This window comes from Carnobacterium sp. FSL W8-0810, assembly GCF_038007125.1.
GTDB classification, from domain to species: domain Bacteria; phylum Bacillota; class Bacilli; order Lactobacillales; family Carnobacteriaceae; genus Carnobacterium_B; species Carnobacterium_B inhibens.
In genome coordinates this window covers 1,873,603-1,886,824 of record NZ_JBBOWO010000001.1, presented here as the reverse complement: position 1 = coordinate 1,886,824, position 13,222 = coordinate 1,873,603, and the positions used below count along the sequence as shown (strand labels likewise).

Annotated in this window: 13 protein-coding genes and 1 other annotated feature; of the genes, 12 read left to right on the top strand and 1 reads right to left on the bottom strand. The window is 35.2% G+C overall.

Features of this window, described 5'->3' with window-relative positions:
* The first annotated feature begins 23 nt into the window (after nt 1-23).
* The 9 genes from ybeY to NST49_RS09105 all read left to right on the top strand — a co-directional run bounded on the left by ybeY (nt 24) and on the right by NST49_RS09105 (nt 8,644).
* On the top strand, nt 24-500 hold the full coding sequence (ybeY, locus tag NST49_RS09145) for an rRNA maturation RNase YbeY (protein ID WP_023177898.1): 477 nt from the start codon (nt 24-26) through the stop codon (nt 498-500).
* Nucleotides 484-879: a diacylglycerol kinase family protein gene (locus NST49_RS09140; RefSeq protein WP_023177900.1), complete on the top strand. Its 396-nt coding sequence runs from the start codon at nt 484-486 to the stop codon at nt 877-879. Before ybeY ends, NST49_RS09140 begins: the two co-directional genes overlap by 17 nt.
* A 15-nt stretch (nt 880-894) precedes the next feature.
* Nucleotides 895-1,305: a cytidine deaminase gene (locus NST49_RS09135; protein ID WP_023177902.1), complete on the top strand. Its 411-nt coding sequence runs from the start codon at nt 895-897 to the stop codon at nt 1,303-1,305.
* Complete coding sequence (gene era / locus NST49_RS09130) at nt 1,305-2,213, top strand: GTPase Era (protein WP_023177904.1); 909 nt, start codon at nt 1,305-1,307, stop codon at nt 2,211-2,213. The genes NST49_RS09135 and era overlap by 1 nt, the downstream gene beginning before the upstream one ends.
* Before the next feature lie 78 nt (nt 2,214-2,291).
* Nucleotides 2,292-3,089 (top strand): DNA repair protein RecO, encoded by a 798-nt coding sequence (gene recO, locus NST49_RS09125; protein WP_251166030.1) that lies wholly within the window; start codon nt 2,292-2,294, stop codon nt 3,087-3,089.
* Between the two features lie 66 nt (nt 3,090-3,155).
* Nucleotides 3,156-3,333: a binding site (T-box leader), on the top strand.
* A 91-nt stretch (nt 3,334-3,424) separates the two neighbouring features.
* Nucleotides 3,425-4,345: a glycine--tRNA ligase subunit alpha gene (gene glyQ, locus NST49_RS09120; RefSeq protein WP_023177907.1), complete on the top strand. Its 921-nt coding sequence runs from the start codon at nt 3,425-3,427 to the stop codon at nt 4,343-4,345.
* Entirely contained in the window at nt 4,338-6,422 is a 2,085-nt protein-coding gene (glyS, locus tag NST49_RS09115) for a glycine--tRNA ligase subunit beta (RefSeq protein WP_341048204.1), read from the top strand. Before glyQ ends, glyS begins: the two co-directional genes overlap by 8 nt.
* Nucleotides 6,423-6,515: 93 nt before the next feature.
* A complete protein-coding gene (locus NST49_RS09110; RefSeq protein WP_341048202.1) occupies nt 6,516-6,890 on the top strand; it encodes a DUF488 domain-containing protein in 375 nt (124 codons plus the stop codon).
* Nucleotides 6,891-6,931: 41 nt separating this feature from the next.
* Nucleotides 6,932-8,644 (top strand): ABC transporter ATP-binding protein, encoded by a 1,713-nt coding sequence (locus NST49_RS09105; protein WP_251166028.1) that lies wholly within the window; start codon nt 6,932-6,934, stop codon nt 8,642-8,644.
* Between the two features lie 62 nt (nt 8,645-8,706).
* Here NST49_RS09105 and NST49_RS09100 read toward each other — a convergent pair whose 3' ends face one another.
* Complete coding sequence (locus NST49_RS09100) at nt 8,707-9,543, bottom strand: metallophosphoesterase (protein WP_341048199.1); 837 nt, start codon at nt 9,541-9,543, stop codon at nt 8,707-8,709.
* 198 nt (nt 9,544-9,741) lie between these two features.
* Between NST49_RS09100 and NST49_RS09095 the strand changes: the two genes are divergently transcribed.
* The 3 genes from NST49_RS09095 to dnaG all read left to right on the top strand — a co-directional run bounded on the left by NST49_RS09095 (nt 9,742) and on the right by dnaG (nt 13,206).
* Entirely contained in the window at nt 9,742-10,260 is a 519-nt protein-coding gene (locus NST49_RS09095) for a transcription repressor NadR (protein ID WP_023177915.1), read from the top strand.
* Between the two features lie 95 nt (nt 10,261-10,355).
* Nucleotides 10,356-10,922, top strand: coding sequence for a hypothetical protein (locus NST49_RS09090; RefSeq protein ID WP_023177916.1), 567 nt, complete (start codon nt 10,356-10,358; stop codon nt 10,920-10,922).
* Between the two features lie 433 nt (nt 10,923-11,355).
* A complete protein-coding gene (gene dnaG, locus NST49_RS09085; protein WP_236620757.1) occupies nt 11,356-13,206 on the top strand; it encodes a DNA primase in 1,851 nt (616 codons plus the stop codon).
* The last annotated feature ends 16 nt before the right edge of the window (nt 13,207-13,222 follow it).

The following is a 13,222-nucleotide window of genomic DNA, read 5'->3' as shown; positions in this document are numbered from 1 at the left end:
AAAAAGGAGTGAGGAAGTTACTTATGGAATTAGATTTGTATGATGAAACAAACCAGGTTACGCTGGAACAAAAAAAATTAGTGAATTCTTTACTAGCATTCGCAGGGGATCATCTACAGTTGCCGGCAGATACTGAAATGTCGGTAACATTCGTAGACGATGAAAATATTCAAAAAATCAATAAAACATATCGTGGCAAAGATCAACCAACCGACGTGATCAGTTTTGCTATGGAAGATGAAGTTGAAGATGAATTAATGATCAACTTTGATAATTTAGATGAACCCATTCCGAGAAATATTGGGGATATTATTATTTCAGTTGATAAAACAGCAACCCAAGCCGAAGAATATGGACATTCTTTTGATCGTGAATTAGGATTTCTTGCTTTACATGGTTTCTTACATTTAAATGGATATGATCATATGAATCCTGAGGATGAAAAAGAAATGTTTGGGTTGCAGAAAGAGATATTAGAAGCCTATGGACTTAAAAGATAAAGATCAGGTCGGTAAAAACTCAAGCTTCTTTGACTCTTTTAAGTATGCATTTAAAGGAGTTTTAACGGCCTTTCAAGAAGAAAGAAATATGCGATCACATATTTTAATTGGGTCTATTGTCTTAATTTTATGTGCATTCCTTGATCTGACTGTCAATGAATGGTTATGGGTTCTTTTCAGTATTTTTTTAGTAGTAATAATGGAAATTTGGAATACTGTTATAGAGAATGTAGTTGATTTGGTGACTGGTGATATTTTTCATCCTCTGGCAAAAAAGGCAAAAGATATGGCAGCATCGGCTGTACTACTAACAGCTGGTTTTTCAATTATTGTAGCATTGATTATCATTTTACCAAAATTATGGCAAATACTATTCTAAAGGAGATCACTTGTTATGCACTCTACGGATCAAAAAGTAGAAGAACTAATTACAAAAGCAACGGATATGTTAGAAAAGGCGTATGTTCCTTATTCTCATTTTCCAGTTGGAGCAGCACTTTTAACAAAAGACGGGGAAATTTTTTCAGGTTGCAACATTGAAAATGCCTCTTTTGGTTTAACTAATTGTGCCGAACGTACAGCTATTTTCAAAGCAGTGTCTGAAGGGAAAAAGGTGTTCGACTATTTAGTTGTAACAGGCGACACAGATGGCCCAATCTCACCTTGTGGAGCCTGTAGGCAAGTACTCGCAGAATTTTGCGGACCAGACATGCCTGTCTTATTAACGAATAATAAAGGAAATAAACAACTAACAACGGTTAGCGAATTGCTACCCGGAGCGTTTAAATCGGAGGATATGGTTTAATGAAAAATACGAATGAGCACAAATCAGGTTTTGTTTCTATTGTTGGGCGTCCAAACGTTGGTAAATCAACATTATTAAATAGAATTGTAGGACAAAAAATAGCAATAATGAGTGATAAAGCTCAAACAACAAGAAATAAAATACAAGGTATCTATACTACGCCAGAATCACAAATTGTATTTATCGATACTCCTGGTATCCATAAACCTAAACACCGTCTAGGAGACTTTATGGTAGACTCGGCTTTTAGTGCTTTTAGAGAAGTAGATGTTATTTTGTTCATGGTAAATATTGCAGAAAAACGCGGTCCTGGAGATAACTTCATTATCGAAAGATTAAAAACAGTCAAAAGCCCAGTATTTTTAGTGCTGAATAAAATTGATAAAATTCATCCTGATCAATTGCTGCCGATTATTGAAGATTACCGTTCATTAGTAGATTTTGAACAAATCATTCCAATTTCTGCTTCAGAAGGCAATAATGTTGATACATTATTATCAGAAGTAACAAAATACTTGCCTGAAGGACCTCAATTTTATCCAGAAGACCAAGTAACCGATCACCCAGAATACTTTATCGTTTCTGAATTAATCCGTGAAAAAGTTCTGGAATTAACGAGAGAAGAAGTTCCACATTCTGTTGCTGTTGTTGTTGAAAGTATGCAACGAAATGAACTTGGAAAAGTTCAAGTACATGCAGCGATCATTGTTGAGCGTTCAAGTCAAAAAGGAATTATTATTGGAAAAGGCGGGAAAATGTTAAAAGACATTGGTATCCGTGCTCGAAAAGATATTGAAGTTTTATTAGGAGATAAAATTTATTTAGATCTTTGGGTAAAAGTTCAAAAAGATTGGCGTGATCGCCAAACGAATTTACAAGATTATGGTTACCGTAAAGACGATTATTAAAAAAATAGATAAAAAATAAAACCATAAATTTTTGTGGTTTTATTTTTTAAGCGCGGATCGTGTGTAGGAGGTTTTTTTATGGCTCAGGTAGAAGAAGTAGAAGGCATCGTGTTATCTGTGCGAAATCATCGCGAAAATGATCAATTGGTTAAGTTGTTTACAAATCGTTTTGGTAAACGCATGTTTTTTGTTAAAGGAACCAGAAAGCAAGCAAACAAACTAAAAACAGCTGTATTGCCTTTTACAAAAGCGACTTATATCGCTGACATCCGTGACACTGGACTTTGTTTTATCAGAGATGCAAAAGAGGTAGAACAGTATAAAAGCATGCAAACGGATATCTTCTTGAACGCCTATGCTACTTATATCTTAAGTTTAGCAGATTCGGCCTTAGAAGATGGCATAGTGGATAGTACACTCTTTCACAGAATTGATCGCTGTTTGACTGAGATCGATGAAAAAACAGATCCAGAAATTGTGGTAAACATATTCGAAATTCAAATTTTGCCTTATTTTGGAGTTGCACCAGAATTTAGAGGTTGTCGTGTGTGTGGAATAACTGAAGGTGTATTTGATTACTCCGGCAGTTATGGTGGACTGCTATGTCAGAATCATTGGCATTTAGATAAACACCGTTATCATGCCAGTAGGAGAGCCGTTCATTTTGTACGTTTATTTTCAGTCGTTTCTTTAGACCAATTAGGGTCTATCAATGTTAAAGAAGAGACAAAGCGCGAAATTAGAACATTGATCGATATGATCTACGAAGAATCAGTTGGAATCAAGTTGAAAAGCAAAAAGTTTATTGATCAGATGTATTCCTGGGGTGATCTTTTAGTGGATAAAAGAGTTCCACCTGAGGAAACCACAGACTAGGATATAGGATAAGAAAGTAACTATTGACAATAGTTAATAGTGAAGGTTATTATAGGTTTAAGTAAATAACCAGCGATGAAAGAAAAAAGTAAAGACTTTACCTCTATAGGAGCGAATTTGGGATAGTGTGAGCCAAATATAGACAAAGTTTTGAAAGGCATTCTGGAGCTGTTCGATAAAAGAGATGCTAGTTTTTATTAAACTAGAATTAGGGTGGAACCGCGATTGTACTATCGTCCCTATGCTGACACACTTGTTAGCATAGGGACTTTTTTGTATTGTTTTTAATAAAGTCGTTACTAGACGATCTAAAAATTTAAGAGGAGAATGACATTATGAAAGAGAATAGCTTAACATTTCAAGAAATTATCATGACTTTACAGAAATATTGGTCTGATCAGGGTTGTCTACTTCTTCAATCATATGATACAGAAAAAGGAGCAGGAACAATGAGTCCGTACACATTTTTACGCGCTATTGGACCAGAACCTTGGAACGCGGCCTATGTAGAACCTTCAAGACGTCCAGCAGATGGTCGTTATGGTGAAAATCCTAATCGTTTATTCCAACACCATCAATTCCAAGTAGTTATGAAACCTTCTCCAGATAATATTCAAGAACTTTATTTAGAAAGTCTTCGCTTACTAGGAATCGATCCTCTTGAACATGACATCCGCTTTGTAGAAGACAACTGGGAAAATCCTTCAATGGGTTGTGCAGGTCTTGGATGGGAAGTATGGTTAGACGGTATGGAAATTACTCAATTTACTTACTTCCAACAAGTTGGGGGATTAGAATGCAATCCTGTAACCAGTGAGATTACTTTTGGATTAGAACGATTAGCTTCTTATATTCAAGATGTTGACAGTGTTTATGATATTGAATGGACTAAAGGGGTTAAATATGGTGAGATCTTTATTCAACCTGAATACGAACACTCTAAGTATGCTTTTGAAAACAGCAATCAAGAATTGCTTTTAATGTTGTTTAATGAATATGAAAAAGAAGCAACTGCACAAATTGAAGCTGGATTAGTTCATCCTGCTTATGACTACGTGTTGAAATGTAGCCATACATTTAATTTGCTGGATGCTAGAGGTGCCGTTTCCGTTACGGAACGTGCTGGATACTTAGCTCGTATTCGTAACATGGCTCGTGCGATCGCAAAAGCTTTTGTTATTGAACGCGAAAAATTAGGTTTCCCTTTGCTTCAAGCTCAATCTGCTGAAAATAAGGAGGCAAAAGAAAATGACTAAAAATTTATTATTAGAAATTGGTTTAGAAGAAATTCCAGCTCACATCGTAACTCCAAGCAGCAAACAGTTAGTCCAAAAATTAACAGCTTTTCTAAAAGAAAACCGCTTAGAACATGGAGAAGTGATCCCGTATTCTACTCCCAGAAGATTAGCGGTGGTTGTTAAAGATATCGCGGAAAAACAAGAAGATATTCAAGAATCTGTTAAAGGACCTGCTAAAAAAATCGCTCAGGATGCTGAAGGGAACTGGAGTAAAGCTGCTATTGGTTTTGCTCGCGGACAAGGAGCTACTACAGAAGATATCTACTTTAAAGAAATCAAAGACGTTTCTTATGTTTATGTTGATAAATTTATTTCAGGTAAAACCGTTAATGAAATCCTTATTGGTTTAGGTGAAGTGATTGCATCAATGACATTCCCTGTAAGCATGCACTGGGCAAATCATTCATTTAAATACATTCGCCCGTTCCACTGGTTAACAGCTATGTTAGATGAAAAAGTGATTCCATTCGAATTATTAGATATCAAAACGTCTAATACCTCTCGGGGACACCGCTTTTTAGGCACAGATGTCACTTTTGCTAGTGCTTTAGATTATGAAAAAAAATTAGAAGCGGTCTTTGTTATTGCAGATAGCGAAAAACGCAAACAGATGATTGTTACGCAAATCGAAAAATTAGCGAAAGATAATAAGTGGTCTGTTTCTTTAGATGAAGAATTACTTGAAGAAGTAACGAATTTGATTGAATACCCTACTGCTTTTTATGGCACATTTGATAAAAAATATTTAGATTTACCAGAAGAAGTATTGATTACTTCAATGAAAGATCATCAACGTTATTTCGGAGTAAAAAACAATGAAGGAGCTATTTTACCTTACTTTATCTCTGTACGTAATGGAAATGCTGAACACCTTGATATGGTTGCTAAAGGAAATGAAAAAGTGCTGACAGCTCGTTTAGATGATGGTCAATTCTTCTATGAAGAAGATCAAAAATTAACGATTGCTGCTTGTGTTGACCGCCTGAAACAAGTAACTTTTCATGAAAAAATTGGTTCGATTTATGAAAAAATGAACCGAGTGAAAGCAATTGCTCAACTTATCGGGAAAAATGTAGGGTTAAATGATACTGAATTAAAAGATTTGAACCGTGCTTCTGAAATATACAAATTTGATTTAGTAACCAATATGGTTGGCGAATTTCCTGAACTACAAGGAATTATGGGTGAAAAATATGCTATGATGCAAGGTGAAAATCCAGCAGTCGCTGCCGCTATTAGAGAACATTATATGCCTACTTCAAGTGAAGGGGAACTTCCTGAAACGGCTGTTGGAGCGGTATTAGCTATTGCAGATAAATTAGAAAGTGTTCTTAGCTTCTTTGCAGTTGGTATGATCCCGACTGGCTCGAATGATCCTTACGCGTTGAGACGTCAAACATATGGTATCGTGCGTATTATTGAATCAAAAAATTGGAGTTTCCCTATGGAATCTCTTAAAAAAGATATCTTAGCTGCAACGGTTATCGAACAAAGTGCATTAGCCCAAGGGTATGCTTCAAGTAACTTAGAAGTGATCGACTTTATTAAAGCTCGTATTCGTCAGTTGCTAGTTGGGAAAAATATCCGTCATGATGTGATTGATGCTGCATTGCATTCTCGTCAGGAAGATATGATCAAATTGATAGAAGCTGGACGTGAAATCAACCGTCATTTATCAGATACGGTCTTTAAACCAACTATAGAAGCGTTGACTCGTGTATTGAATCTAGCTGCTAAAGGGAAAGAATTGCTTAACCAAACAGAATTAACTGTAAATACCGATTTATTTGAAACAAAATCTGAACATGAATTATATGAAGCATTTAGTGCAATCGAAAAAACTGCTCATGATAGTACTAGCGATCAAAACTATCAAGCGTTTGAACAACTACAACCGTTGATTGATACCTTTTTCAATGAAAACATGGTCATGGCAGATGATGAAGCTGTTCGTAATAATCGTTTAACTTTATTAATGAAAATTTCTAAATTTGTTTTATCTTTTGCAAGTGTAGATAAGTTAGTCGTTAAATAAATTTCCGCAAATAAGTTTACTTTGTGCTCCATTAAGGATAGAATTTTCCTTAGTGGAGTTTTTTTTTAGTCAGCCTTATAAAGGAGTGGAAAAATGGATGATTATCAGTTAAATATGAAGCGAGTCTATGAAAAACCTGAGAAGGAAGACGGTTACCGCATTTTAGTTGATCGAATATGGCCTAGAGGGGTATCAAAAGATAAAGCAGCTATCAATGAATGGGCAAAAGAGATCACTCCAACTTCAACCATTCGCAAAGAGTTTGATCATCAACCTCAAAAGTTTGAATGGTTTAAACAAGCTTACTGGACGGAATTAACAGATAATCCTAGATTAGAGTCATTTCTAATTCATGTATTTGAGCAATTAGAACAGACACCTGTAACATTTGTCTATGCCGCAAAAGATGAAGAATTCAATCATGTGGTTGTTTTGATGGATCACATTAAGACAATAAAAGCGACATGATTTTTTATTATGAAAGTATATAAGCACGTTTGGAGGTCCTTATGTTAAAACGTTTTTTAAGTTATTATAAGCCGTATAAAAATTTATTTATTTTGGATTTTGGATGTGCTATTGTAGCAGCTATCTTAGAGCTGTCATTTCCACTAGTTGTTAATCGAGTCATTGATGATTTACTGCCTTCAGAAAACTGGACACTTATTGTGACTGCATCGTTGTCTTTGCTATTTTTATACATTGTAAATACATCACTGCAATATGTAGTCGTTTATTTTGGTCATAAATTAGGAGTAAACATTGAAACGGATATGCGTCGAGAACTATATGGACATCTACAGAAACAGCCTTTCAGTTATTACGACAATCAGAAAACAGGTAAACTGATGACACGCTTGACGACTGATTTGTTCGAAATATCAGAAGTGGCTCACCATGGTCCAGAAGATGTATTTATCACATTTATTACTTTAGGCGGTGCCTTCGCCCTTATGCTGACGGTACATGTCCAATTAGCTTTAGCTACATTCGTGATGATTCCTTTTATCACGATTGCTTTAGTTTTTTTCAACAAACGAATGACCAAGATCAATACAAAAATCTTTAATGACTTAGGTGAATTTAGTGCTGGAATTGAAGCCTCTGTCAGCGGAATACGTGTTGTACAAGCTTTTGCAAATGAAGAACATGAAGCTGGCAGATTTGAGATTCTGAACCAAGCTTACCGAAAATCAAAAATCTTATTTTATAAAATGATGGGGATCAGTTCTTCATATAATTACTTGCTCATCCGTCTGATTAATTTATTTGCTTTATTTTTTGGGGCATATTACACGATACAAGGTGAAATTACTTATGGTGATTTTGTAGGATTTATTTTATTGTCCAATATTTTTGTTCGACCGATTGAAAAAGTAAATACAATGATTGAAAGTTATCCTAAAGGAATTGCCGGATTTAAACGTTTAACAGAAGAGTTGGATAAAGAACCGGCGATTCAAGATAAAGAAGATGCCATTGAAGTGAAACGATTGAATGGAGATATTGACTATAAGAGCGTTTCTTTTTGGTATGATTCTTCCAAAAAAGTTTTAGATGGAATTGATTTATCCATTCAAGCTGGTGAAACAGTGGCCTTTGTGGGTCCTAGTGGAGCAGGCAAGACAACAATTTGTAATTTATTGCCCCGTTTTTATGAAGTTAATGAAGGTGAGATAACGATTGATGGCATCAATATCCAAGATATGTCGATGCATTCACTGAGAGAACAAGTTGGTGTAGTGCAACAAGACGTGTATCTTTTTCCTGGTAGTATCAGAGAAAATGTCGCTTATGGAAAATTGGATGCAAGTGAAGAAGAGATACGACGTGCTGTTCAATTGGCTCATTTGGAAAAAGTAGTTGCTGATATGCCTGAGGGACTAGATACGATCATCGGTGAGAGAGGCGTTAAATTATCCGGTGGTCAAAAACAACGTCTATCTATTGCTCGGATGTTTTTAAAGAATCCGCCTATTTTGATCTTAGATGAGGCTACTTCTGCTTTAGATACTGAAACAGAACAAGTCATTCAAGAATCCTTAAACTCATTAGCAAAAGGTCGTACCACATTGATCATTGCTCATCGTTTAGCGACAATCAAGCATGCTACACGGATTATCGTTGTCAATGAAGAAGGAATTGCTGAACAAGGCAGCCATGATGAGTTATTAGCAAAAAATGGCGCATACAAAAAGCTGCATGACGCGCAATTTAGTTAATCTACTTCAAAAAAAGAAACCACTAAAGGGAATTTTAATTTTCCTTGTAATAGTGGTTTTTCTTATTTCGTGCGTTCAAGAGTAATGACTAACAAATGAGGTTTGTTGTTGATTCGAAATGGGAATAGGCTATTTCCAATTCCTCGGCTTACCACTAGTTTTTTTGAAGCATCTTGTTCGCTGTCGTAAATGCCAGTTGTATACTTAGGGGAAAATCCTTGGCCAGGAGCGTATAAAGGACCGACAAGGGGTACTCTTATTTGACCACCGTGTGCATGACCGCTGAATGTGATATCTGGCTGAATCAAAGGATTAGAAGTTAAATACTGTTCGAAGTACTCAGGATGATGAGCGAGTAAAAGTATTGGCATATCGTCTAGTGGACCTTGTACAGGTACTTCGCTAGGATAACGTTCATCTCTAACGCCCACTAAAGCTAGTTGAGTACCTTTTAAGTCTAAGGTGATTTGTGTATTGTTTAATAATAGGACACCGCTTTGGCTAATTTCTTTTTCCCATTCTGCCAATTGTCCGCTGCTTGTCTCATGATTTCCTGAAACAGCATAAGTTGGTGCGATAGCCATTAAAGAACTGCCGAATTCCGCTAGAGGGATATTTTTCAAATCAGCTGTACGATCCATTAAATCACCCGTTAGAAAAATTAGATCCGGTTGTACTTTTTCAATTTCAGAAAGTAACGTCTCAATTGAAATGCGATTTCTTTCAAAATGAGTATCTGATAGATGAACAATTTTTAATTGGTTTAATTCTTGAGGAAGGTCCTCTAGTGCAATAGTTTGGTATTCAATGTCTAATGAACGATTCTGGTAATAACCATAGACACAAAAAGAAATAGTTGGAATTATGAGTAAAAATAAAATAAGTTTAAATTTCTTCATTTGGTCTCCTTAGTGAAAACGTTTTTTAAAGTATAGCATATTACGTATTCTTCCTTGTTAATTAAATTAAAAAAAGTTATGGTTGTAAAGATGAAAAATAGTTTTAATAATAAGATGGCTGGTTTTAAAGCTTAAAATTAAATTGACTAAGGTATAATGAACGTAAGAAGAATTCAACAATTGAAAAGGACTGATTTTATGGATGCAACTAAAAGAAGAAACAGTATCGTTTCTATTTTATCACAAGAGAATAGAGCTGTAAGTGCGAGAAAATTAGCGTCAGAACTGAATGTGAGTCGTCAGATCATAGTTGGGGATGTGGCTTTATTGAGAGCAAGCGGAATGGATGTAATCGCTACACCAAAAGGATATGTTTTGGAATCAGAATCTATGACGAATAAATATATTGGCAAATTGGCCAGCCAACATAATGCTGCTGAAACCAAAGACGAGCTGTATGACATAGTAGATAATGGTGGAGAAATAGTAGATGTTATAGTGGAACACCCGGTTTACGGAGAATTGAAAGGACGATTAGCCATTTCTTCTCGTTATGATGCAGATAAATTTTTAGAAGCCATTGAAAATAAACAGGCTAATTTATTATCTGAATTAACAGATGGAGTACACTTGCATACTATTGCTTGTGCAGACAAAAAAGCCTTTGAAAGAATCAAAGATACCCTTGAGAATCATGGGTTTATCTATAAAAATTAAAAGGTGTCTTGACATCTTTTGATAAACGCCTATAATTAAGTTTGCCAACGTGTCAAGACACGTGTAAAGCACATCTGAAATTAGGAGTTGTCAAAATGAAAACAAGTAAAGTTCATAAGTTAACCATAGCAGCACTATTAGTAGCTGTTGGTATTTTAATACCGATGATTTCACCAATCAAAATTGTTTTAGAACCCGCTTCTTTTACATTAGCTAGTCACGTATCCATTTTTATAGCCATGTTTATCTCTCCAATCATTGCTATAACGGTAGCATTAGGAACAGCTGTTGGATTTTTATTGGGTGGTTTTCCCATTATTATCACTTTAAGAGCATTGACGCATGTCGTATTTGCAGGTGTTGGATCTTATATTCTGCTCAAAAAACCTGAGATACTCCAATCAGCCGTAAAAACGCAACTCTTTTCTTTGTTTATCGGCTTCCTTCATGCTGTTTGTGAAGTAATCGTGGTTTCAGCTTTTTATTTTGGTGGAGAAATGACAACTGCTTACTATGTTCAAGGGTTTCTTCAATCGGTCTTCTTATTAGTCGGAGTAGGTACCATTATACATAGCATGATTGATTTTATGCTGGCACATATTGTATGGAAAGCATTAATCAGTCGTAAAACATTTGCAGCAACTGTTGCAAAGTTAAAATAAACAACTCATTCTGTTCAACTAACCCTTATTCTTTAGAAACTTTCTTCGGTTTACTAAAGGATAAGAGTTTTTTATTTTCAGAAAAGTAACTTGATTGATTCAACAAATAAAAAGGGGCGGTAAGGTTGAAATGATATCTTGCAATGAAGAATCTAAAATGTAGATTCTAGAAAAACAGTTATAGGATAAGAAAGCAATAACCATATAAATCCTAACGACTGTTATAAATACTAAATTGACTTTTGTGCATCAATTTTAAAATTTGTTTTATTGTACTAGATGTGCTAATATAAAACATGTATATTTCTGTCTGAGAATAGATTTTGTGAGTAGAGTCGCACTTGTTTTTTTGGTGCGGCTTTTAGAGACTTAATGTTATTTAGGATTAGGCGTAGCGTTCTTTATTTTTTAGTAAGAGGTGAACGAATTGGCAATGATGATTCCAGAAGAAACGGTCAATAAAATACGACAAGAAACCAATATAGCGGATGTTGTCAGTCAATATGTTCAGTTGAAAAAGAAAGGAAAAAACCTATTTGGCTTTTGTCCATTTCATGAAGAACGAACTCCTTCCTTTTCAGTTACAGAAGAAAAACAAATTTTCCACTGTTTTAGTTGTGGACGAGGCGGAAACGTCTTCACTTTTCTAATGGAAGTTGATGGATTAACTTTTCCAGAGGCTGTTATTAAAACAGCTGAAATGAGTCAAGTACAACTAGATGATTCTTTGGTGCAAAACCACGATCATAACAATCAAGCGACTGACTCAACAAAAGAAAAACTTATCCGCGTTCACGAAGATAGTGCTGAATTGTTTCATCACATTTTATTGAATACTAAAATTGGAGAAGATGCTCTAGACTATTTGACTCAAAGAGGATTGACTAGAGACATAATTGATACCTTTAATATTGGTTTTGCTCCACAAGAAAGAACTATGTTGCATCAGTATTTAATTGGAAAAAATAATGAGCAAGAGTTATTGCAAAAAACAGGTTTGTTTGTTGAAAAAGATAATGGAGATCTAATTGACCGATTTTACAATCGAATCATGTTTCCTATTCGAAATCAGCAAGGAAAAACGGTTGGATTCTCTGGCCGGATTTTTCAACAAGACACTGAAGGAGCACCAAAATATTTAAATAGTCCTGAAACTCAGTTGTTTAACAAGCGAAATATTCTTTTTAACTTTGATCTTGCACGAGCCTCTATCAGACGAGAAAAAGAAGTTATCTTATTTGAGGGTTTTATGGATGTAATCGGTGCTTGGCAAGCAGGGGTGACCAATGGAATTGCTTCAATGGGAACCAGTCTGACAAATGAGCAGATTCATTTGATCGATCGAGTAACGGATCACGTATTGATTGCTTATGATGGAGATTCTGCAGGGATAGAAGCCACCAAAAGGGCTAGTGAACTTTTAGCGACAGAGACCAATTTTGACATTGAGATTATTCGTTTCTCTGAAGGTATGGATCCTGATGAATATATCAAAAAAAATGGGTCAGATGCTTTTAAAGAATTGATTGCTCACGGAAGAGATACACTATTTAGTTTCAAGATGGCTTATTACCGCAGATCGCTCAACTTATCAAATGAAAGTGAACGGTTAGGGTATATCGAAAAGATATTAACAGAACTGCTTAGTGTAACATCAGCTGTTGAAAGAGAACTTTATTTCAAGCAATTAGCGAATGAGTTTGAGCTTTCAATGGATTCTTTAAAAGAGCAATTTCAACAAAAGTTTCATGATTCTCGTAAAGAACGAACAAAAGAGAAGCATCAGCAAATGCAACAACGTTCTTCAATCGAGGTAACTGTTCCTCAAGTACAAAGGCAAAAAAGAAAGCCGGATAACATTGAATATGCAGAGCGTTTATTGTTAAATCGCCTATTTCATTTTGAAGAAGCATGGATAATCGTAAAAAACGCTGCAGATGAATTCCACTTTGCACACGATGAGTATCAAATGGTGTTTATTTTGTATGAGAGCTTCCGTGAACATACAAATCATGAAGGTTCGATTGATGCATTCATTGATTTTGTTAAAGAACCGGAGTTGAAAAATTTAATTGTTGAAATTGAACTGTTATCTATCAGTGATGAAATTTCTACCAGAGAAGTTGAAGATTATTTAGATGTGATTTCAAGAAAATCCGTTCTTCAGACGCAGTTAAAGGAAAAACAAGAAGCCTTAACAGAAGCATCACGAAGAGGCGATAAAGAACAACTTCGAGTATTAATGATTGAAGTAGTCAATTTATCTCGATTATTGAAAAATTAATAAAATGAAATTTAAT